A 22,615-nucleotide genomic window follows, 5' to 3' on the forward strand; every position below is an offset into this window, starting at 1 on the left:
TACTAGAATATGAAAGTTATAGTATTTAAACCCTTTTATTATTTATTAAAGCAAAATTACATACTGAAATATATTTTACAGAAACAATAGAATTTTATTTTAACAAAAAACTTATTAATTTAAATATTTCAAAAGATAAACCATTACATCTAAATATTGGTAAAACTCCCACAAAATATATAGAGAAAAATAATATGCTATTAAATTTTAAGGTGATACAAATGATTGAAGATATTTGTGTTGCAATTGCTTATTTAGTCATTGCCCTGCATTATCTTCACCTAGCTATAGGATAAATAGCCAATAGTTATGAATTGAATATAGTTTTGAATTTTTTATGGATGATATTAACATTGTTAATTGACTAGTTTTCTCTCAACATTTATAATTCAAACATAACTATTAATAATTTAAAAAGATTATTTTCAATCATGATTAGTCTTTTTATAAAATATATATCCAAAATCCCAAATATTAAAAAAAATACTGTTAATTTCACGTATTCTTTGAAATAATTCATCAAAATAATTTTTATTGAACAATTACCAATTTTAGTAAATCATCATCTAATGCAAATCCATTAATTATCTATTCGTTTAATAATTTAGTATTCCATTTTATGAAATGTGTTGCATTTTTTGAGTTTACTCTATAACCTACAGATATTATTGCATCCAAATTAAAAAAATTATTTTCATAACTTTTACCATCACGGGGAGTTGTCAAAATTTTTTTGACAACTGAATTTTCATCCTACAAATGTATTATTCCAATTGAAAATAATTTTAAAAAAAGAAAAGGAGATTGAATAAATTTGAAAATTACTCCTTAATTCAATTCCCATTTAAAGTTATACTTTAAATTATATTTTGTTTACCCAGTACCCGCTAGGACTTCCTGGCTCATCAGTATCTTTATATATATAATTACCTCCTTTAGTCATTGGAACATCTCCTCCCACATCATTATGAGCATACATGATATTACCATTAGCATCACGGACATAATTATCATTTACAGTACTAGACTTTGTAGATGTACTACTACTTGTTTGAGTAGGTAAAACTTTTTCCTTCATTTCCATCTTTTGAGTAGTGTTGCATGCAATATAGTTGTCATTTCCTCCATAGGTAACATTCATAGTATATTCACCGGGAGTCAAGCCGTTCAGCTGCAATTTACCTTCACCGTTCGCATCAGTGGTTACAGCCTGAGGATTTTTCCCACCATTAGCATCAATTATAGTTATATTAACACGCTGATTAGCTATTGGCGTATTGTTCAAGTCAGTCAGTCTGATTGTAAAGTTATCCCCATCCTGCAAAGTGGAATTGCTTGTAACAACAGCTCTTGAGTCAACCTTTGCATGGCCTGAATTTAAAAATATGACTCCTGCTGCAACAAGAACGACAAGAACAACAACCAATGCAATTATTATTTTATTGTAATCCATTTTATCACATTATAAATATTAATATTATACTCTCTATTTTAATGACAATAATCGCAAATTTTAATTATAAACGCACATTTAAGAATATAAGTCAACAACACCATTATCAATAGCTTTCAGATTATTATCCCTCAGCATACCGTTCAAATATAATTGATAAGGTTCGACTTTATTCACATAATATGCAGCTTCCATCGTTGCCAATGTCACCACTGCCTCAGGATTTGCATAAGGATATCTTTCTTGTATTGAAGGAGTAGAACTTGACTTTTCTATAGGCTTATAGCAAGTTATCGTATATTTCTTAAACCAACATGTTACATTCGCCTTTTTACCAGCAACATCATCTATTGAATATGATGTGTTCGGATTGTCAGCTTCCTTAACTTCCATATATACATTGTCTTTTGAGTTATGATATAATGACACATTATTTTCATTACTGATTAATTCAAATCCCTGTCGAGGATCCAAATCTTTCATAAACATTTCATTTACGAAAAGAGCACTTAAAATAACAATAATACATATTAAAATTATTATTAAAAAATTTCTACTTTTAATGAAATTCAAAATTTTGGTCTTATCCCTTTTCATAACCGGAAGAGGTTTTGGTTTTTCTTCTTTGACATAATTTGATAGTGAAGCACCACAATTTCGACAGAATTTAGCACTTTCATCCTCAATTTTTTCACCACATTTATCACAAAACATACCTATTCCCCACTTATTTTAAAGTATAACATATTAATTATACCATTACAGGCTCACCACGTTCCCATCTATCCCTATATTCACGAAGATCACTATAACGACTTCCAACAGACTGTGAATGCTTACCGTCAGGATCAACAACTATACCATTGCTATCATAATAGACATTTACTTCAGGATCGAAGAAAATTTCATTTGATGAACTTGAAGATTTTGTTGATTGCTGATTTACAGTCTCATGAACCACTTTTTTCTCCATTGTCAATTTCTGTGTGGTATTGCATGCAGTATAGTTATCATTTCCACCATAGGTAACATTCATAGTATATTCACCAGGAGTCAAGCCGTTCAACTGCAATTTCCCTTCACCGTTCGCATCAGTGGTTACAGCCTGAGGATTTTTCCCACCATTAGCATCAATTATAGTTATATTAACACGCTGATTAGCTATTGGCGTATTGTTCAAGTCAGTCAGTCTGATTGTAAAGTTATCCCCATCCTGCAAAGTGGAATTGCTTGTAACAACAGCTCTTGAGTCTACTTTTGCATGACCTGGATTTAAAAATATGACTCCTGCTGCAAGAACAACAATCAGCACAACAACCAATGCAATTATTATCTTATCATTATTCATATTATCAACCTATTTTAATATTAATGAATTATACATGCTCGTACTAACAGGATTATCCATAAATTCTAAAACTAAATATGTTTTATCATTATTATGAAGTACCATATGCATTAACATCGTTTTAGTTCCATCATATGGGTTTTGGCATAAAATACTTACTTCAGGTTCTCCCCTAAAATCACCCACATTAAAGTCTAAAGCTTTCATACTTACATCTGAGCCAATTCCTTCATTAAATGATTTAATTATTTCAGTTTTAGAAATTTCTCCCTTATTATAGACATCAATCATTTCTTTAAAATCATTAGCACTAAAATTTTGCATTTCACCAATTTCAAAAACTGGCATAGACTCATTTTCACCCAAATAAAATATAGTGTCATTTATTCCTTTATGATAATGACTTCCTGCAGGTCCAGCCACTTTAAAATCTCCTAAATCAAAAGTTTCAGGCTGTGAATCTACATATGAATTGTAAACACCATAGGCCAGCATTGCGATTATCACCACAAGAAGACCAATAATAATATAATCTCTTTTATCCATTTTTTTCACCCTATTTGAGTACAAATTGTTACTCATTACACATATTATATCCATACATGCAAATAACTATTTTGATATTAACTTCACCAAAGATGTTATAAAAAAGTTTTTAAAATAATAAATAATATATGTCCAAATAATTAATTAACTGGAGAACTTCAAATGGAAAGAAATAACTTAATAATTATTATTTTAGCCATAATATGTCTAATTATGGCTACTGCATTAGCAACATACATAATTGTTGGAAATCAGCAGCAGGATGTAAAAGTAGTGAACAATACCACAAATACGACAAATACAACTGTCACAACAGAAAAAGTCAACCAGGAAACTCAAAAATCAGTATATGCATACAAAAGCGATGGTACACCAATGTACAGCCAGGCCGAAGTCGACAGCTATGTAAAAAGCAAATATGGAGCAGTAAACTACCATATTCAGGACAATGGATATATCAACATAGATGATCCCGGATACACTGACGACGGAGCAAGAGTAGTCAAAGGAGGAGTAAACAAAGACGGTAAAACATATGAAAGAAGCTTTTATGAAAACCATATTATGGGAAAATGATAGAGTAGAAAAAAATACTTCATGAGTTCGTCCAATAATTCAATTTTTTGATTGGATTTTTATTAAAAGGATTTACTCTTAGAATGAGATTAGTGGAGTTTCAGAAGTTATTTTACACTTGAAATTTCACTTCATTACTTTTTTAGTATTTTATTTTTAGCTGGATATTGATTAATTGTTTATTTTGTATTTTTTGTTTGGAAACGTGTTTTTATTTGTTTGAACGAGTGTTGCATTAGTTTTTCGTGTATTTTTTGCAGGTTATATAACTTGTGTATAAATTATTTGAATAATCTGACTATTCAACAAATAATGAAATAAAAAAAAATGAATGGAAATAGTTTAATCGCCCATAACATGAAATGAAAATCATTCTTCATAATCTTCACAGAACAACCTGTTGTATATCTCAGATTTTCCCAAATCACAGTAATGTCGTTCAATTTCACTGTAGTTTCCTTCGCTGTCGTATTCTCCTTCATAGCTGCTTCTGAAATGAATGCAGCTAAAGTAACAGTAATTGCCTCTTGTCATCATATCACCTAATCCTTGTATTCGTTTATTGAAGTTATAAGATTTTCCATGTCATCCAAAACGTCATGCACTTCATCCGCATCGCTTTTGGACATGCTTATAATCAGTTCGCTTGAAAGGTCATCGAGCTTATCTATGATTGCCCTTAAGCTGTCAAGTCTTGATGTTAGCTCATTATCTATCCTGGCTGAATCTTTGCCTGCAAAATTAATCATGTTCAATATTGATTTGTAGTATTCATTGAAGACCTTGGTGGATTCATCCACAACGGCCATGAACTTCTCGTTTGTAATCTGTGGAGGAGTGAACCTTTTGTTGATAAGTTCCCTTGTTTGTCTTTCCTTTTCATTATACTCCATTTTCAATTCCCTGGCCTTCAATGCATACCCCATATAATCCGGAGAGTTGAATGCATTCTGATTCGGACGACTTTCTTGAGTCCTGACAGGTTGCTGAACAGGTTTTGAAGGTTGCTGAACAGGTTTTTTCGCAGAAGTCCTCTTATGAATGAAATAGCCTATGAGAAATGCAGGTACTGCTATGACAATAGAAACTACAGTAGATGCAAATGCCTGTCCGGAATATTGGCCGGGAAGAGCTGAACCCAAGCCTGAAATCAGACCCAGCACAATAATTAACAAAGTAATCAGTTTGGTTTTTGACAGTCTGAACCTATCATCCTCATGCCAGTAAAGGAGAAAATGCACAATATCCTCACCGGCATTTCCGCTGTAATAGCTGGAATCTATATCCATTATTGAATGAATAAAAAAGCCTATAATAAATGTGGGCACTGCAAAAACCAATGCGATGACAAGTGCAGTGCCAAACTGCCAGTCCTGAAGGCCATAGATAAAGGATACGACAAACACCAGCAAGGTCAGAAACTTTGTCCTTGAAAATACATATCTGTTGTTTTCCTTCCAATACAATAAAACGTTTCCCATTAAAATCACTTGATATTATATTTGAAATATTGAATATTTAAATATTCACAAAATAGTCACAATTCAAAAGAAAATAATAAGTCGCATGCACAATATTTTAGCCTTAAATGCCCATACACTTAAAAAATAGATGCCGACATATCAGTCATTCAAAATAATACATACACATGTTAAAAAAATAATAGGCAATGATGAAAATTAAAAAGAAATACTTTTATATCTTTATCAATAGAATTAGAAATTATATAATCAGATATATGAAACTAAAAACTACATTTCAATAAATTATCCTGCACACAAGTGTTATCATTCAAATCGGGAGGGATGATCATTTCTGAAAATCAAAAAGAAAAAAAGAAGTATACAAAGCGTAGGCTTAAGCACTACCAATACCGGCGAAAAGCGGACAGGGCAATTAAAAAAAGACCTCCATGGAAAGAATATCATTTGCATATAATTGTTCTGGTTCTGGTCATTATTGCAATGTTTATTGGAATCAAAGAAATTAGAATAACAGATACCATAAGCTTTTTGCTTTTGCCTTTAATATATGCTCTTGTTATGGGATTGGCTCTTTATCTGATAAAGTCCATCAAATGGGTAGGTCCTTCACAGGCCAAGGTAGCTGAAGGAGTTATGGTTTTATTCATTGGTGTTTTGCTTTCCAAATTAGCAATTTCAAGCGGACAGTCAATTGAAACCATATTTCATGTAGGTCCCGCATTGATTCTGCAGCTTTTAGGTGATTTAGGTACTCTGATTGCATTGCCGGTTGCTTTGTTTTTAGGTTTTAGAAGAGAAGTTATCGGTATGACAAGTTCCATTTGCCGTGAACCTAACCTCGGTGTTATCATTGACAAATACGGATTTAAATCACCTGAGGCAAGAGGTGTTTTAGCAATCTTCGTTATAGGATCAATTATAGGTACACCATTCATCAGCTTCCTGTCAAGCCTGAGCGTTTCACTTCTGCCGTACCATCCATATGCATTCGCAATGGCATCAGGTATTGGAAGCGCAAGTATGAATGCCGCTGCATTGGTTCCATTGGTACACATGCATCCTGCCATGGAAACACAGCTGGAAGCGTTTGCGGGGTGCAGTAATATTCTTTCATTCTGTTTGGGAATCTACATGTGTATATTCATATCATTGCCTATTGCAGAAAAACTCTATAAATGGTTATCCCCAAGAATAGGTAAAGGAAATGCAATAATTGGAAACGACTCAGATTCCGATGAAATAAAAGAATATAATGATGATTCATCAGACGGATTGAGTTTAGGTAAACTTGAAAGATGGAGTGTAATGCTTTTGGCATTTTCAATAATTGTAACCGTTGGAAATGTCATCGGATATCACACTTCCCCGGTCGATTCATTTATAGCTATGCTAATTATTTCAGCCATTACCATTGTAGGTATGTCTCTTGAAAGGATTTTCCCAGTCAGCATTCCATCAATTATCTACATAAGTCTAATCGGTTTGATTTTAGCAATACCTGGAATGCCAACTTCAGAATTTGTAACCCATTACGCTTCACAGGTAGAGCTTACAACAATATGTACTGCATTTCTGGCCTATGTCGGTATTGCAATCGGTAAAGATTGGGACGAATTCAAAAGAATCGGTTGGAGAGGACTCATTGTCGCTTTAATCGTGATTTCCGGAACATACCTCTGTTCTGCAACTATCGCAAACATAACACTATTTGTAACAGGAATGATTTAAGAATCATTCATTAAACCATCACCAATTATATTTTTAACGCATAAATAAATAATTTCCCTTATTTTAAAAGCATAGACAACATCTTCTTCTCACCACAGATTTATTATGATTTATCAACCCAATATCCGCTAGGACTATTTGGTTCATCAGTAGCCTTATATGAATAATGTCCATCTTTAGTCATTGGAACAGAATAAGATCCGTCTGCACCAGGAGCATCGGTATGAGCATACATAATATTACCATTTGAATCACGGACATAATTATCATTACTCTTACTGGATCCTGAAGACGCACTACTGCTACTGCTTTGATCTTCCTGAGAAACCTTTTCAACATTAACAATATTAGTGGTGTTATTTGTAGTGTTAACTGATTGATTTGTCTGATTTTGATTCATCAACATATTTACAGTCAAAAAATATGTTGAAAGCGCCACTATAGCACAAATCAAAATTATAATTATTATATTTTTTGTATCCATATTATCAACTCACCATATTATTTGTTTATATTTGTTAAAAAATTAGAATGAATTTGGATTAAGTGGGTGCAGAACCTCCACCGCCGCTTGAACTGCCACCAGAACTGCTTCCACCGCCGCTTGAACTACCACCATTATATGAATCATAGTAATAATAATTTCCCGCATCAGAATAAGTTCTGCGTCCGTCATCAGTATAACCCGGCTCATCCAAATTGATATATCCATTGCCTTGAATATGATAATCAACCATACCATACTTATTCAGCATGTACTGATCAACTTCGGATTGAGTATACATCGGAGTACCATCGCTTTTATAAGCTAGTGCTTTTTTCTGATTGTTATATGATTGTGAACTATTATCAGTTGTGTTATTTATATTTTTACCATTGAATTTCACATGATCTGCAATATAATTAACTAATGTTTGATTTTCACCCATTACAGATACGGATTCTCCAGTTTCTTCAGACATGACCATCCGAGTATAAACTTTTTTACCATTAACATCAACATTAACAGAGTCATTTAAGTTTACTCCAACAGCATGACCATCAACAACACCTTTACTATATGTAATTTGCATTACCTCACTATTACCGAATAAAGCCTTAGTCGTTGATGAAACGCTTGAGCCTGCAATATTCGAATTGCTGTTAATATCGCCTGCACCATCGTTGAAGCTTATCCAGCTCGGCAATTCAAGGCTGCATGTACTGCTGAAATTATATGTTTTAAAAGATTTATCATTTGTTGTAAATGCACTTGCAAATATCAATATACTCGCTATGACTACTATAACCAGTACAATCAGCAATATATTACGAGTTCTGTTATTTTTCTTTATCTGATTCACTTCATCATAATCATTAATTCTTGTTCCACATTTAGGACAATATTCATCGTCAGAATTAAGTATCTTATTTCCACATTTCCTGCAATAAATCCTTTTCATAAAAACAATTCACCTCTTGGTTAATAATATGTGTAATGATGGTTAATATTTTTTTCAAAATCTTTTAAAGCATTCCCCCCCATGGTTCTGAATGTCAAACCTTCAATTTCACATGATTAATATTATTCATCAGACAAACAAAAAACTAATAAAGTCTAACGAGAAAATAAAATAGAAATGAAATGGCAGATTAGTAATCTGTTGACTATTCAATCGACGAATGGATGGATGCTCAAAATTAAGGTCATGACAGAGATGATAATGAGAGAAATAGAAGAAATATGGATTTTGAATTCCAAAACAATTCGACATCACAAAAATTAAAAAAATATGAATTTGAAAGCTATCCAAATCCTGCCAAAACACCGATGTTGTAAATCAGAAATGAAACTACATATGCAGTCACGATAGTTATAGCGCACATCACCAAAGCCCACCTGTAGCCGTTTGTTTCCTGCTTGATTGCACCGATAGTACCGATACATGGAGTGTACAATAAGGTGAATGCCATAAATGAATATGCTGAAAGCGGCGTGAATGTTTCCTGTACAAGATGGGTCATTCCGCTTTCATCATCCTCACCAACACCTCCAAGAGTACCGAAAGTGGACACAATTACTTCCTTGGCTGAAAGTCCTGCGATAATGGCTACTGCAGCCTGCCATGTGCCGAACCCCAATGGAGCAAAAACAGGTGCAATCGCGTTACCTATCATTCCAAGGATGCTGTCTGCTGATCCATATTTCACTCCAAGTGGGAATATGCTTAATGCCCACAATACAATAGAACATCCAAGAATTACTGTTCCGGCTTTCTTTATGAATCCCTTGACCTTTTCCCAGGTATGTGTAATCACTCCCCTAACTGAAGGTATCTTATATGTAGGAAGCTCCATTACAAACGGGGATGAAAGTCCCTTGAACATTATTCTTTTAAGAATGGCTGCGACAACAAGAGCCACAAGGATTCCGAGAAGATATATAGAAAGCAATATTATCGCATTATATTCCTTGAAAAATGCTCCGATAAATATTGCATAGATAGGCAATCTTGCAGTACATGACATGAACGGAACAAGCATCATTGCAAGCTTTCTGTCGTTTTCACTTTCCAAAGTTCTTGTTGCCATGATTGCAGGCACACCACATCCGAATCCTAAAATCATGGGAATGAAAGCCTTGCCGTGAAGACCTACAAGCTTATGCATGAATATATCCAGGGTAAATGCAGCCCTTGCAAGATATCCGCAATCCTCAAGAATGCTTAAAAAGAGAAATATCATGATAATAATCGGCAGGAAGGACATGACTCCTCCAACACCTCCAATGACACCGTCGCATATGAATGATGCAAGATACTGATTTGGAATGAAGCCCTCCACAAACTTTGAAAGCATGATAAAACCCTGTTCAATCAGTTTCTCGAAAGGTGATCCTACAGCATAGGTTAGATAAAACATTATGAACATGATCAATATAAAGAATGGAATTGCAAGAATTCTGTTTGTAACAATCTTATCTATCCTGTCAGTCACGCTTTCAATTTCAATATCAGGCCTTTCAACGGCTTCAGCCATCAGACCGTCAATAAATGCATATCTTGCACTTGCAACCACTTCCTCTGCACCATCATTGTAAACGTCATAAAGGTGTCGTGATACCTTATCTGATTCTATGAAGATTGATGAGCTTTGAGGTGACTGCTGAACATTATGAATGACTATCGAATCCTTTTCAAGAAGCTTGATTGCTGTCCAGACTGACGGAACATTCAACAGGTTTTCATCCTTTTCAATCAGTTCCTGCATATCCGCCAAATGACCCTTCAGCTCATTTCCATAGGCCAACTTTTTGCTTGTATCTATAGGATTTTTGGCCTGCCTTTCTGCAATAGTAAGGAGTTCATCAAAGCCGTCACCATTTTTTGCATTAATCTCAACTACAGGAAAGCCCAGGAGTTCACTCATCAAATCAAAGTTGATGATATGACCTTTTTTCTTTGCAAAATCATTCATGTTCACTGCCAGAATGAGATTTGCTCCAAGCTCCATCATCTGAACTGTCAGGTACAGGTTACGCTCCAGATTAGCTGCATCAACCACATTAATGATTACATCAGAATCATCGTCAACTATAAAATCCCTTGATACGATTTCCTCCATAGTATGGGCACTCAATGAATAGTTACCCGGCAAATCAATGAGTTCATAATCATATCCTCCATGTGAAAAGTGACCTTTTGCCTGTTCAACTGTTTTTCCAGGCCAGTTTCCAACATGCTGGCGCATTCCTGTCAGTTTGTTGAAAACAGTTGTTTTTCCAACGTTAGGATTTCCGGCCAATCCAACTACCAATTTTACATTATGTTCCACCATCTTTTAAACCCTATGCATTATCTTAAAAAAGTGTAAAATCTCCCAAATTACAAAACTCCTTTTTAAAAAAATCAGTTTTAATAGAACATAATAATAATTTTCCTTTTTATTTTATTTAAATTATGAAGATAATGAAGGGTGTCCGCCAAAATTAAATTTTAGTTTTGAACCCTATTTTTTTTAGAATATGGTTGCTGTGAGTTGTAATTGATTTTTAATGGATGTACTTTCACAGAAATCTTCTAAATCTTCCGTTGTATTTTCTATTTCTTGTTTTATGTTGTATAATCTGATTAGATTGTATGCTAATGCATCTAGGTTTATTCTTTCTTCTGTTTTTATCATTCCGACGACTACTTCTTTTTCTATTTGGAATTGTTCTTTGAATATTCCGAATGGTCCTTCAACGCTTGATCTTTTTGCGTATTCGTCTTTATATTTTTGTTTTTCCATTTTGTGGTTCATTGCTTTTTGTAATTCTGAACCGTATTCTGTGATTGTTTTGTGTGTTTGTGAGGATGCACAGCATTTTGTTCGTGCATTACAGTTTTTACATGCATTGTAATTGTTGTATATCCTTTTTACTTTGTCTGGTTTTTTTGAATCTTTGTGTGGTTCTGTGTATTTCGCGTAGAAATGTAAGTATTGGTTTTCTGGGCATTTAAATGCATCTTGTTCATAATCGTATTCAAAGTGGTCTTTATGGTATGGATTTTCGTTTAATTTTCCTATTTTTTCTTTTGATTGTTTTCTTGTTGGTATTAATCCTTCTATTTTTTCATCTGCTAGGTATGATAGTGATATTTGATTTAAATATATTGTATCTGCGCTTATGTATTTTGGTTTGGTGTTTACGTTTTGTATTGCTTTTTTAGCGATTGCTGGTAGTTCATAATGGTCTGTTGGGCTTTGTGTGACGTTTATTGCGCAGATTAGTTTGGTGTCGTAATCGACTGCAGATTGGATATTGTAGGCAACCATGTAATTTCCTTTCTTTCCTTTCATAAAACGTGCTTCAATATCGTTTACTGGTATTCTATCTTGTCCTGTGAATGTGAATTGTGTTTCTATTCCATACAATAGTTCTAATTTATCTTCATCACTCATGTCCTTTTTTTCCAATATTCTTTGGGCAGGTTTATGGAGTTTTTCAAGGCTTTCAGGACTAACTGGGCGTCCTTCGTAGTAATCAACTAATATTTTGGTTTCTTTTTTGGAGATTGTGTTGTTGTTGGAATTATATGCTTTTTTGATGGTTCCATCAATAGCAACGTGATTAAATTCCGTAAAACCTTCATCAAATGCCTTTTTCAATGTCATTTGTAATAATACTTCGAAATAACGACCGTATTCTCTTCGATACCTTTGAATTGAACGTTCAGATGGTCTAATATCGTCACAAACGAACCTAAAAATATCATGGTACCTTGCCATGTCCGCAATTATGGATGTTCTATCAATATGCTGGATTTTAGCATAAACAAGCAATTTTAACATTGAATCTAGAGGTAAAGGCTCTCTTCTTTTCTTTTTCTTAGGTTCATCAATTTCCAAAAGAGGAAAAACATCTTCAATAAAATCAACGACAAAACGAGAAATATGATCCTTCGGAACATTCCAATCTAATGTATTAATGCCTAATTTTGTCTGATTCTTGTCAAATTTTCTTTTAACCATAAACAACAACACCAAAATAACTTATACCTAATATAAAATATGTATAACAAAGTATATAAACTTAACTATTTAAAAAACAGTTAAATCCAAAACAAAAACTCATAATTAATTAAAAACAAATAAAACAAAAATTTAATATATAAAATTAAAATTTAAGAATAATGAATTAAAATATTTAAAAAATAGTATAAAATAATGCTAAAATTTTTTTGCACAAAATTCAAAAATTAATTTTGGCGGACACCCTGAAAATTGAAAAAAATTTAGGAATGTTTAAATATTTGGCGAAAGAAACTTGATGACGAATAGACAAATAGTATAATTGCATTAAACAGAATCATAGGAGAAAAGATTATGAAAATTTGTCAGAAATGCGAAGCTGAAGTAAAAGAAGACGAAGATACCTGCCCAAGATGCGGCAGCAAAGACCTAAAAGAAGAGAAATTCTGTAGAATACTGGGCACTAAATTGAATTGAAAAAGAAAAAAAATAATATCTATTTTTCATCAAGAAGTTTTCCAATTCACAAAGCAATCTGTAAAGCCCACAAAGTCAGATTTATTAAATTCATGAAAACTGTCACCATTGAATCACTTAAAAAAATTTAGATATTAAAAAAACTTTTGGAAATTGTCTTTAGATAAGTTATTCTGTTTTAAAATAACATTTAAAGTTTTTCATATTTTCGAAAAATAAATAGTATAAAAAATTGTTCTATTTAAAAAAATTGTTTTGAGTCATAAATATTGTTTTAAGTGGTAAAAATTGTCCTTTATTAAAACTGAGCTTTTTATATACTTTAAAAAATATATAAAATGATTGGTGATTAAATGGCACAAGAACAAGACCGAACATTCATATATTCAAATCTTTCTGCAATCAATTTATCCAATGCTTCTTCCCTAAGCATTTCATCAACTAACTGATCATAGTAAGCATCTTCATACTTTTCCTGCTGTTCAATTAGTTTTTTATCCATTTTATTCAAATCATTCATCATTACACACTCAATAATCCTCTACTGTAACAACATCGTCGCTATAATAATAGCGATAATTATATTCATAATTGCTGTATTGCTGATTTGCAGAACCATTTGTGGTTGTAACAGTAGTATTGTTTCCTATAATACTGGTTGAATTCGTTGGAATTTGGATAATTACCTTTTGATTTATGATTAACGTATCTGAAAAGTTACATCCGTTGTATTTATCATTTCCGCCGTATTTTACCTTAATAACACAATTGCCTATAGTTGAATTATCGACCTGCATGCTTGCCTGACCCTGACTGTCTGTAGTCAGGATTTTTTGCTGAGATCCTCCTGAGCTTCCAACTATCGTAACGTTCAAATTCTGGTTTGCAAGAGGAGTATTGTTTATGTTAGTTAACTTGACTGTAATATTGTCTCCTTCAGTTATGTTGTCAGCGCTTGCCATGATTACTTTTGAATCCATCTTCGGATGTGCCTGGTGAGCCATCAGGAACATTGCAGCACCTGAAACAACAACAATGATTGCTATAACCAGCAGGATATTTTTGAAATTCATATCAACACCTATTATTAGATATGTACTTTTACTATATAAATGCAATTTCTATCATTTCTTTATATATCTGTTTGCAGGCTCCGCATTAGGATAGCTAACAGGGTCTTTACCACCATAACCATTAGGATAATACTTTTTACTGGGTCCCAAACTCTCCAGGATATTGCCGCTGTCATCAACACGATAATAACATCCATCTTCTCCAATGATTACATGAGTGCTGCTTCTGCTACTGCCTGATGAATCACTGCTTGCAACCTCTTCAGTATTAACCTGCTCAACTGAAATGTTTTGTGAAGCATTTGCCGTTGAATTGTTGACCGCAGGAGCATTATTTGAACCTGAATTCAAAACGAAAAGCAAACCTCCTGCAGCGACTATTAGCAATATTATTGCAAGAACTATAATTATCTTGTTATAATCCATTTTTTCACCATATAAATATTTTGTATTAACATATTAAAAACATTATTTATAACAAACTATTAATGTAAATGATATGATAGTTAACCAGCTCAAAATATTATCATGTAACGGGCCTTTAAAAAATTATCTATTGTTCTAATGTATTAGAAAAAAGAGAAAGTCCATAATCTTTAAAATTCTCACCAATCTGACAATCCCAAAGACCAAGGTAAAATCAACTCGAATGCTATTGAGCAACCAAATCAATCATATTGAAAAATGGTGTCATCAAAGACACAATAATCATTTATATAATTCAAAATAAAGTTTAGAATGGTGTTAAAATGACATACGATAAAAAATTACCAAAAATAGCTCTCGGTGCCTGGGCATGGGGAAACGACAATACATTTGGTGGCGAATTAAGTATTGATGAATTATGTCCAATCTATGATGAAGCAATGGATTTAGGCCTTAATTTATGGGATACTGCATTTGCTTATGGTATGGGAACTTCCGAAAAGGTTTTAGGAGAATTCCTTAAAACAACCCCTAAGGAAGATTACATTATATCTACCAAATTCACTCCCCAATGTGCCGACCCACAATCTGAAAATGCAGTAACTGCAATGCTTGAAAACAGTATGAACCTATTGAACACTGATTTCATAGATATTTTCTGGATTCACAATACTGTTGACGCTCCAAAATGGACTGAAAAACTTGCATTAACCGCTAAAGAATATGATATAGGAATGTTAGGTGTTTCTAATCATAACTTGGAAGAAATTAAAGAGGCAAATGATATATTAGAAGACAACGGATTGGAACTCAAGGCCGTTCAAAACCATTACAGCCTACTCAACAGATCATCAGAAACTTCTGGAATCCTGGACTACTGTAAGAAAAACGACATCACTTTCTTTGCATATATGGTTTTAGAGCAAGGTGCACTATCCGGAAAATATGACACCAAGCATCCTTTCCCTGAAGGGTCAGATAGAGCAATGGCTTACGGCGACAGCCTTGATAAAATCGAAGAATTGAATAATGTTTTAGGTGAAGTTGCAGCAAATCATGAAGTCAATATCGCCCAAATCCCAGTTGCATGGGCAATAGCTAAAGGAACTTTACCGATTGTCGGTGCAACCAAAAAGCATCATGTAAGCGATGCATTCAAAGCATGCGAAATTACATTATCCAAGGATGAAATTGACATGATTGAAAAAGCAGGTGATGAAGTAAACGTCAATACAATCAGATTCTGGGAAAAAGAAATGAAATAACTTTAAAAAACCGTCACCATTTATTTTTTAATCCAAACCCAATTTTTCGCGGAATATTTTTTTGGTTTCCTCTTTTGTTTTCTGGCTGTAATGGGTCGGGTCATCATCATTGTCCAATGTGAATATAACCAAATCATAGATTATCTGATTCAGGGATCTGCCCTTTTTGGTTAGAATGTAATAATTTATTCTTTTGTCATCCTTATCGGTGATCTTTTCTATAAGGCCTTCATTTTCCATATATTTAAGGCATCTTGACAATGCCTTGTTGGTCAAATCGGGCTTGTCTTCCTTGAACTCTGAAAATCTTTTCTTGCCGAAAAAAATATCTCGTATAATCTGCAAAACCCATTTTCTATTAATTATTTGAAGAGACAATTCCACAGGACAGTACGTTACATCAAAATCAAAATAAGTCATAATAAATTTCCCATTAATCGATGTTAATATATTTTCAAATTATATTTTAAATAATTTTTAGTGTCATTAATGACACCCAAAAAAAAGAAAAGAGAAGTTAAAAAACTTCTAATTTTTAAATCTTCTTGCAACAACACAAACAAATAATCCCAAAAGCAATATGACAAGAGGATTACCTGTTGCATTTGAAATATCTCTTTTAACAATTTGGTCTACCGTTTCATTTTTGACCGTTTCATTGACCTCAATACCGATAACTTCTGTTACATTTGTTGAGTTAGCTAGAGTAACATTGTCGTATCCTACCAAAACAGTGTTTGTAAAGTTTCCTAATTCAGTAGTATTGAATATTACATAGAATCTTTTAGATTCACCTACTTTTAATGTATCAATTAAATTGAATTGATGCTTATTGTTAGAATTCAGCATATGTTTCCAGTTGCCTGTACCATTGTAGTAATCGACATAGACAAGGCCACAGCCATAAGAATCCTCAATAACAAATACATTATCCAAGTCAATTTCTCCATTATTTGTAACAATAATTTCAAATATTGTAAGGTTACCAATGACAACAGTTCTGTTTAAAGATATTTTTGAAACAGTCAAATTGGCTGTTCTATTGTCAACGACTTCAACTTGGGCTGTTGTATTTTTAATACCTGTTTCATTAGTACTTGCTGAAATTGTATTATAGCGAATGCCACTTGAAGTGGTATTGAATACAACATAAAAACTTGCAAATTCTCCAGGTGCAAGTATGCCATTCAAAGTCCAAACCAAAGAGTTTTCACTCCAATCTCCTAAATCATCGATGTAGTGATCATAAATCAACCCATCATGCTTAAGTTCAGTGATTTTAACATCAGTCAAATTGACGATTCCAATATTTCGAATTATGATTTCAAATACTGCCTGTTCGCCAAATCTGACAGTTGAATTAACAGCAATTTTTTCGATTGTAAAATCTGGCTTTACAACTTTTACAGTATCGTTTGCAGTCTTGTTCTGTGATGAGATCACGTTTACAAAATCACCAACATCTGTAGTTTTAAATTTTACAATAAAACCTTTATATTCATTCGGAGCCAAAACATCTTTAGTTGTCCAGCTCAAATCATCATTTTTAATCCATGCCTCATGATAATCAATAAATGAATCATATAAAAGACCATCAAATGCCAATTCAGTGATTGTAATATTTTCTAAATTGGTTTCACCGTCATTGTGAACGACAATTTCGAAAGTTACATAATCGCCGATTAATACAACGGAATTAGTGACAATCTTTTCTATTGTATAACTGGATTTCAGGACATTGACTGTATCATTTGAGGTTTTATTGCCTGATGAAATGACATTGACAAAGGTTCCATTTGTTGTAGTATTGAATACAACAAAGAATCCTGAATACTCACCAGGATGTAATGTAGAGTTAAAATTCCATGACAAATCATTATTCTTTATCCAATGATTTAACTCATCGATATAGTGGCTGAATACAAGACCGTCATATGATACTTCAGATATAGTGATATTGCTTAAATCCACTTCCCCAATGTTATGTACTACAATTTCGAAGATAGCTTGAGAACCCATAACAACATTTGGAGTTAAAGAAATCTTTTCAATGACATAGTCTTGTTTTAAAACATTTACAGTATCGTTTGATGTTTTATTTCCTGATGAAATGACATTGCCAAAGGTTCCATTTGTTGTAGTATTGAATACAACAAAGAATCCTGAATACTCACCAGGAACTAAAGTGCCATTCAGAGTCCAGGATAAATCTGAATTCTTAATCCAGATTCCAAGGTAATCTATAAATGAATCATATAAAAGACCATCATAGGACAGTTCAGTTATTGTAATGTTGTCTAAATTGGTTTCGCCAACATTGTGAATTACAATCTCAAATATGGCCTGAGAACCCACTACAACATTTGGAGTTAAAGAAATCTTTTCAATGATATAATCACCCTTATGGACTTTAACAGTGTCATTTGATGATTTGTTGTCTGTTCCATTTGCTTTTGCGGTTACAATATTGGTAAAGTTACCGTTTGTTGTGGTAATAAATGTTATAAAGAATCCTGAATATTCACCTGGACGCAATATGCCATTTAATGTCCATGACAAATTAGAATTTTCAACCCAAACATCAAGATAATCCGTGTATGAATCATATTGCAAACCTTCAAAGTGATATTCTTTCACTGTCAAGTCATGCAAGTCTACACTTCCAGTATTGTGAACGATGATTTCAAATGTTACCTTATCTCCGATTTTAGTATTCTTGTTTAAAGCTATTTTTTCAATCGTGAAATCTGGTTTAACTACATCCACAGTATCATTTGAAGTTGTATTGTTAGTTTCGTTGGAACTTCCTGATACTACATTTACAAAGGTACCTTTTGTTGTAGTATTAAATACAACATAGAAACCTGCATATTCACCCGGATACAGCAAAGAGTTCATTGTCCAACTTAAATCATTGTTTTTGTTGAATAATGAGGTATAATCATAGAAATGGTCATAAATCAAACCTTCAAATGATTCCTCTTTAATTGTTACATTGTTCAGATTCACATTTCCTGTATTGTGAACGATAATTTGGAAGATAACTTGATTTCCAACAAGTACTTTTGGAGTGACAGCAGTTTTTATCAAATCCATTGAAGCAATATCAGAGGAATTGGTAGTATTGTGGGTTTCATTGTCATCAAACACTTCAGTAGTGTTGTTTGTTGATTTATTACCCGTTCCGTTAGAACCTGCAATCACAACATTTGTAAAATTACCTATCTGTATAGTATTAAAGTTAACAATCAAAATTGCAAATTCGTTAGGATGTAAAATGTCATTTAAAACCCATTTGTTTTTATTGTTGACAACTGAATGTTTCCAGTTTCCATTGTCCACAAATGAATCGTATATAAGTCCGTCATATTGGTCTTCTATTATAAACACATCATCCAATGCACATTCACCGACATTGTGAACCACTATTTCAAATACTGCTTTTTGTCCTAGTTGGAGATATTTTGTCAATGTGATTTTTTCGACAATAAAATCCGGCTTTAAAACTGTGGTTGTGTTATTAACAGTCTTATTATCAGTCTCATTAGTCTTAACAACAATAATGTTAGTGAAATTACCTTCACGAGTAGTATTGAAAAATACCTTTAAACCAATCAACTCACCAACAGGAAGAGCGCCATTCAAAGTCCAGACATTCTTACCATCAACAAAAGCATGAGTCCAATAACCATTATCATCAAAGGAATCATAAACAAGACCATCATAAGAATCCTCAATAACAGTAACATTAGTCAACTCAGTCTCACCAATATTCCTAACAACAATATTGAAAACAGCCTGAGAACCCAAAACAACCTCAGGAGTCAAAGTAACCTTTTCAACAACAAAACCAGGCTTCAAAACCGTGGTTGTATTATTAACAGTCTTATTACCAGTCTCATTAGTCCTAACAACAACAACATTAGTGAAATTACCTTCACGAGTAGTATTGAAAAATACCTTAAAACCAATCAACTCACCAACAGGAAGAGCGCCATTCAAAGTCCAGACATTCTTACCATCAACAAAAGCATGAGTCCAATAACCATTATCATCAAAGGAATCATAAACAAGACCATCATAAGAATCCTCAATAACAGTAACATTAGTCAACTCAGTCTCACCAATATTCCTAACAACAATATTGAAAACAGCCTGAGAACCCAAAACAACCTCAGGAGTCAAAGTAACCTTTTCAACAACAAAACCAGGCTTCAAAACCGTGGTTGTATTATTAACAGTCTTATTACCAGTCTCATTAGTCCTAACAACAACAACATTAGTGAAATTACCATAAGCTGTTGTGTTAAACAATACTTTAAATGCTGCATACTGATTAGGACTTAATGCATAATTTAATGACCAGACATGTTTTCCATCAACTACAGAATGGTTCCAATAACCATTGTCGTTGTGTGAATCATAAATCAAACCATCATATTCATCTTCTATAACAGTCACATTATGCAAATCCACTTCTCCAGTATTGTGAACAACAATTTCAAATTCAGTTTGCTCGTGAAGCTTAACTGTTTTGTTTAATGCTATTTTTTCAACAGTGAAATTGGCATTTAACACACGAACAACATCAAAACTGTATACAATAGAAGAGTTAGATGATCCTCCTGTTGCATTGTTATAAAATGTTCCGTTTTTGTAAGCTAAAAATATTACTGTAAATGTTGAATTTTCAAATGCATCCAGAGATGGTAAGTTCCATGTTCCATTGGTTTCATTATATGACCAGTTTTCATCATCACTGCGCCATGAAACATATTGCAAACCTTCTGAATAATCCTTATCTTCAATGAAGATATTGTATATTGTTTCATTAATAGTGTTTCTGGCAGTTATTGTAAATTCAACATACTGATTAATCAAAACCGTCTTGTTTACAGTTTGTTTCGTTAATGTTTCATTTACAAAGTCAATTTGAGCGAATTGGAAAGTAAATAAATTCTGTTGTCCGCTGCCAGTGATAAGTGATGAAAAATTATACAGCAAAACAGTACCGTTGGCTAGGGTCTTTGTTGCACTGGTTCCATTAATTCTAAATCCGGCATCATACAATTCAATAACCCTTTTGACAATAGGAATATTTGATGATCTGAAATCTCCATCAGTGAATTCCCAAACATAATCATGCAAGTTACGTGTTTTTAACTCATACTCACTGTTAATAGTATCATATATAAGTATTTTGAGATAATCAGCAACTTCTTCACCAGTAATTACATTTCTAAGGAATTTCATAGAATTGTCCATTTGACCGGAACTAGGTTCACCGTTTTGATGTTCGGCACAGTATGCATAATAGCCGTTTGAAAGTCTCATTAAATGAGAAATATCTGAATCCCCAAGTACGGAAGCACTTTCACCAAGCAAATCATAAGATATCTTATCATCAGATACATTTGTGTCGATTAGTGTAACATTGTCATGAACATAAATTTCAGGTCCTACAGCGGCGTCGTTATTGTTCAATGTAACATTGACCAGCGTTGGATTGAAACCATAAACCCCACCACCATACTGCCTTGCAGTGTTGTTTTCAATAGTGGAGTTTACTACTTGCCCATAACTCATATAAAGACCACCCCCATAATTTCCGGCAGTGTTATTAATAATACTACAATTCTCAATCAAGGAGCTTGAACCTCTTTGAGATATTCCTCCACCACCGTACAATGCTGAATTGTTTGCAATGATGGAATTTGTAATTTTATTATTTGTACCCATAATGTTTACTCCAGCACCTGTAGAAGCATTATTGGAAATTACAGTCACATTATTTGCAACACTAGATGAACCACCAATATAAAGCCCACCTACAACATAATCTGCATGATTACCAATAAAAACAGAATCTTCAATCACATTGGAAGACCCATACAATACTGCACCACCGATATTTCGAGTAGCATGATTGTTAATGAATGTCAAATTGCTAAGTTTACCATAGCTCGCATAATAAAAGAAACCTCCCTCATATCCGGCAGTATTGTTTTCAAATACAGAATTTGAAATAACACCATAATCATAGTACCAATAGACAGCACCGCCACTATAATAAGAAAGCGCTTTATTTCCACTGAATCTGGAATTATTTAAAGTCCCATTATTTCCCATCCAACAGATAGCACCACCATCATCATATGCGGTATTATCCATGAACTGAGAATTATTGACTAAACCCTTATAACCGGACCAATAAATAGCTCCACCTTCATAATAAGCATAACTGTCACTAAAAGTACAGTTATCCACTACACCATCAGATCCAGACCAATAAAGGGTTCCTCCTTTATTGTAAGTATATCCATTGACAAAATTTAGATTACTTATTACCACATTACTTGCGGATACTTGAAAAGCCCTTGCGTTATTAGAAGAATCTATAGTAAAATTATTTCCATTTATTATAAGTGCCTTATTGATTACAATACCAGAGTTTAATGAACTGTCATTAGAAGTATACTTATAATCCCTATTCAAATCAACAGTACCATTCGAATTTTGAATTAGTGCATTTAATTCCGTGAAAGTACCTGGAACATCACCCACAATATCTTTTGAATCAATTTCATTCCCCATAACTGACGTATCATTTTCTTGTGCGCTTACTGACGATATCGACAATAAGATAAATAAGAATAATGTAATGAAAATAATCTTTCTTTTTTGCATATTCGTTTTCACCTCCCTTTAAATTTTAGACTAAATTAAAAGAAAACCAAAAAATAGCC

Annotated in this window: 20 protein-coding genes and 1 pseudogene; 5 read left to right on the plus strand and 16 right to left on the minus strand. The window is 33.2% G+C overall.

Annotation, left to right across the window (positions count from 1 at the left end; genetic code table 11):
- Positions 1-588: 588 nt before the first annotated feature.
- From rhuM to SM9_RS06170, 5 genes and pseudogenes are all read right to left on the minus strand, one after another.
- A pseudogene (gene rhuM / locus SM9_RS12580) lies at positions 589-732 on the minus strand (RhuM family protein); the annotation flags it as partial.
- A gap of 130 nt (positions 733-862) precedes the next feature.
- Positions 863-1,453, minus strand: coding sequence for an Ig-like domain-containing protein (locus SM9_RS06155; protein ID WP_058739303.1), 591 nt, complete (start codon positions 1,451-1,453; stop codon positions 863-865).
- 78 nt (positions 1,454-1,531) lie between these two features.
- Positions 1,532-2,167 carry a zinc ribbon domain-containing protein gene (locus SM9_RS06160; RefSeq protein WP_058739304.1) on the minus strand — a complete coding sequence of 212 codons (636 nt, stop codon included), beginning with the start codon at positions 2,165-2,167 and terminating at the stop codon, positions 1,532-1,534.
- A 37-nt stretch (positions 2,168-2,204) separates the two neighbouring features.
- Positions 2,205-2,801 (minus strand): Ig-like domain-containing protein, encoded by a 597-nt coding sequence (locus tag SM9_RS06165; protein ID WP_058739305.1) that lies wholly within the window; start codon positions 2,799-2,801, stop codon positions 2,205-2,207.
- Between the two features lie 9 nt (positions 2,802-2,810).
- A complete protein-coding gene (locus tag SM9_RS06170) occupies positions 2,811-3,347 on the minus strand; it encodes a hypothetical protein (protein ID WP_058739306.1) in 537 nt (178 codons plus the stop codon).
- Positions 3,348-3,509: 162 nt separating this feature from the next.
- On the opposite strand from SM9_RS06170, the gene SM9_RS06175 reads away from it, so the two are divergent.
- Positions 3,510-3,923 carry a hypothetical protein gene (locus SM9_RS06175; protein WP_058739307.1) on the plus strand — a complete coding sequence of 138 codons (414 nt, stop codon included), beginning with the start codon at positions 3,510-3,512 and terminating at the stop codon, positions 3,921-3,923.
- 369 nt (positions 3,924-4,292) lie between these two features.
- Here SM9_RS06175 and SM9_RS12005 read toward each other — a convergent pair whose 3' ends face one another.
- Positions 4,293-4,457: a hypothetical protein gene (locus tag SM9_RS12005; RefSeq protein ID WP_198144335.1), complete on the minus strand. Its 165-nt coding sequence runs from the start codon at positions 4,455-4,457 to the stop codon at positions 4,293-4,295.
- Positions 4,458-4,465: 8 nt separating this feature from the next.
- Positions 4,466-5,212, minus strand: coding sequence for a hypothetical protein (locus SM9_RS06180; protein ID WP_157064689.1), 747 nt, complete (start codon positions 5,210-5,212; stop codon positions 4,466-4,468).
- Between the two features lie 516 nt (positions 5,213-5,728).
- On the opposite strand from SM9_RS06180, the gene SM9_RS06185 reads away from it, so the two are divergent.
- Positions 5,729-7,135: a DUF3100 domain-containing protein gene (locus SM9_RS06185; protein ID WP_058739309.1), complete on the plus strand. Its 1,407-nt coding sequence runs from the start codon at positions 5,729-5,731 to the stop codon at positions 7,133-7,135.
- Between the two features lie 103 nt (positions 7,136-7,238).
- On the opposite strand, the gene SM9_RS06190 is transcribed toward SM9_RS06185, so the two are convergent.
- Positions 7,239-7,619: a hypothetical protein gene (locus tag SM9_RS06190; RefSeq protein WP_058739310.1), complete on the minus strand. Its 381-nt coding sequence runs from the start codon at positions 7,617-7,619 to the stop codon at positions 7,239-7,241.
- 58 nt (positions 7,620-7,677) lie between these two features.
- A complete protein-coding gene (locus SM9_RS06195) occupies positions 7,678-8,577 on the minus strand; it encodes a zinc ribbon domain-containing protein (protein ID WP_058739311.1) in 900 nt (299 codons plus the stop codon).
- 177 nt (positions 8,578-8,754) lie between these two features.
- On the opposite strand from SM9_RS06195, the gene SM9_RS12380 reads away from it, so the two are divergent.
- The gene (locus SM9_RS12380; RefSeq protein ID WP_232299097.1) at positions 8,755-8,901 is read left to right on the plus strand and encodes a hypothetical protein; all 147 of its coding nucleotides are present in this window, start codon (positions 8,755-8,757) and stop codon (positions 8,899-8,901) included.
- A gap of 19 nt (positions 8,902-8,920) precedes the next feature.
- Here the strand turns inward: SM9_RS12380 and feoB are convergent, their stop codons facing one another.
- Positions 8,921-10,951: a ferrous iron transport protein B gene (gene feoB / locus SM9_RS06200; RefSeq protein ID WP_058739312.1), complete on the minus strand. Its 2,031-nt coding sequence runs from the start codon at positions 10,949-10,951 to the stop codon at positions 8,921-8,923.
- A gap of 180 nt (positions 10,952-11,131) precedes the next feature.
- Positions 11,132-12,628, minus strand: coding sequence for a transposase (locus tag SM9_RS06205; RefSeq protein ID WP_058739128.1), 1,497 nt, complete (start codon positions 12,626-12,628; stop codon positions 11,132-11,134).
- Between the two features lie 354 nt (positions 12,629-12,982).
- On the opposite strand from SM9_RS06205, the gene SM9_RS12490 reads away from it, so the two are divergent.
- Positions 12,983-13,105, plus strand: coding sequence for a zinc-ribbon domain-containing protein (locus SM9_RS12490; protein ID WP_269744779.1), 123 nt, complete (start codon positions 12,983-12,985; stop codon positions 13,103-13,105).
- Positions 13,106-13,454: 349 nt separating this feature from the next.
- Here SM9_RS12490 and SM9_RS12010 read toward each other — a convergent pair whose 3' ends face one another.
- Genes SM9_RS12010 through SM9_RS06215 form a run of 3 tightly spaced genes read right to left on the minus strand, consistent with a single transcriptional unit; the run spans position 13,455 to position 14,604 of the window.
- Positions 13,455-13,625 (minus strand): hypothetical protein, encoded by a 171-nt coding sequence (locus SM9_RS12010; protein WP_232299098.1) that lies wholly within the window; start codon positions 13,623-13,625, stop codon positions 13,455-13,457.
- Between the two features lie 10 nt (positions 13,626-13,635).
- A complete protein-coding gene (locus tag SM9_RS06210) occupies positions 13,636-14,178 on the minus strand; it encodes an Ig-like domain-containing protein (protein WP_058739313.1) in 543 nt (180 codons plus the stop codon).
- A 51-nt stretch (positions 14,179-14,229) separates the two neighbouring features.
- Complete coding sequence (locus tag SM9_RS06215) at positions 14,230-14,604, minus strand: hypothetical protein (protein ID WP_058739314.1); 375 nt, start codon at positions 14,602-14,604, stop codon at positions 14,230-14,232.
- A gap of 323 nt (positions 14,605-14,927) precedes the next feature.
- Between SM9_RS06215 and SM9_RS06220 the strand changes: the two genes are divergently transcribed.
- A complete protein-coding gene (locus SM9_RS06220) occupies positions 14,928-15,869 on the plus strand; it encodes an aldo/keto reductase (protein ID WP_058739315.1) in 942 nt (313 codons plus the stop codon).
- Between the two features lie 27 nt (positions 15,870-15,896).
- On the opposite strand, the gene SM9_RS06225 is transcribed toward SM9_RS06220, so the two are convergent.
- Positions 15,897-16,289 (minus strand): winged helix-turn-helix transcriptional regulator, encoded by a 393-nt coding sequence (locus SM9_RS06225; RefSeq protein WP_058739316.1) that lies wholly within the window; start codon positions 16,287-16,289, stop codon positions 15,897-15,899.
- Between the two features lie 108 nt (positions 16,290-16,397).
- Complete coding sequence (locus SM9_RS06230) at positions 16,398-22,556, minus strand: DUF7507 domain-containing protein (RefSeq protein WP_058739317.1); 6,159 nt, start codon at positions 22,554-22,556, stop codon at positions 16,398-16,400.
- Positions 22,557-22,615 lie beyond the last annotated feature (59 nt).

It is taken from the genome of Methanobrevibacter millerae (assembly GCF_001477655.1).
GTDB classification, from domain to species: Archaea; Methanobacteriota; Methanobacteria; order Methanobacteriales; family Methanobacteriaceae; genus Methanocatella; species Methanocatella millerae_A.

Coding starts and splice junctions, on each gene's coding strand:
- SM9_RS06155 (WP_058739303.1), bottom strand. CDS start 1,453: ATGGATTACAATAAAATAATAATTGCATTGGTTGTTGTTCTTGTCGTT.
- SM9_RS06160 (WP_058739304.1), bottom strand. CDS start 2,167: ATGTTTTGTGATAAATGTGGTGAAAAAATTGAGGATGAAAGTGCTAAA.
- SM9_RS06165 (WP_058739305.1), bottom strand. CDS start 2,801: ATGAATAATGATAAGATAATAATTGCATTGGTTGTTGTGCTGATTGTT.
- SM9_RS06170 (WP_058739306.1), bottom strand. CDS start 3,347: ATGGATAAAAGAGATTATATTATTATTGGTCTTCTTGTGGTGATAATC.
- SM9_RS06175 (WP_058739307.1), top strand. CDS start 3,510: ATGGAAAGAAATAACTTAATAATTATTATTTTAGCCATAATATGTCTA.
- SM9_RS12005 (WP_198144335.1), bottom strand. CDS start 4,457: ATGACAAGAGGCAATTACTGTTACTTTAGCTGCATTCATTTCAGAAGC.
- SM9_RS06180 (WP_157064689.1), bottom strand. CDS start 5,212: ATGGATATAGATTCCAGCTATTACAGCGGAAATGCCGGTGAGGATATT.
- SM9_RS06185 (WP_058739309.1), top strand. CDS start 5,729: ATGATCATTTCTGAAAATCAAAAAGAAAAAAAGAAGTATACAAAGCGT.
- SM9_RS06190 (WP_058739310.1), bottom strand. CDS start 7,619: ATGGATACAAAAAATATAATAATTATAATTTTGATTTGTGCTATAGTG.
- SM9_RS06195 (WP_058739311.1), bottom strand. CDS start 8,577: ATGAAAAGGATTTATTGCAGGAAATGTGGAAATAAGATACTTAATTCT.
- SM9_RS12380 (WP_232299097.1), top strand. CDS start 8,755: ATGAAATGGCAGATTAGTAATCTGTTGACTATTCAATCGACGAATGGA.
- feoB (WP_058739312.1), bottom strand. CDS start 10,951: ATGGTGGAACATAATGTAAAATTGGTAGTTGGATTGGCCGGAAATCCT.
- SM9_RS06205 (WP_058739128.1), bottom strand. CDS start 12,628: ATGGTTAAAAGAAAATTTGACAAGAATCAGACAAAATTAGGCATTAAT.
- SM9_RS12490 (WP_269744779.1), top strand. CDS start 12,983: ATGAAAATTTGTCAGAAATGCGAAGCTGAAGTAAAAGAAGACGAAGAT.
- SM9_RS12010 (WP_232299098.1), bottom strand. CDS start 13,625: ATGAATGATTTGAATAAAATGGATAAAAAACTAATTGAACAGCAGGAA.
- SM9_RS06210 (WP_058739313.1), bottom strand. CDS start 14,178: ATGAATTTCAAAAATATCCTGCTGGTTATAGCAATCATTGTTGTTGTT.
- SM9_RS06215 (WP_058739314.1), bottom strand. CDS start 14,604: ATGGATTATAACAAGATAATTATAGTTCTTGCAATAATATTGCTAATA.
- SM9_RS06220 (WP_058739315.1), top strand. CDS start 14,928: ATGACATACGATAAAAAATTACCAAAAATAGCTCTCGGTGCCTGGGCA.
- SM9_RS06225 (WP_058739316.1), bottom strand. CDS start 16,289: ATGACTTATTTTGATTTTGATGTAACGTACTGTCCTGTGGAATTGTCT.
- SM9_RS06230 (WP_058739317.1), bottom strand. CDS start 22,556: ATGCAAAAAAGAAAGATTATTTTCATTACATTATTCTTATTTATCTTA.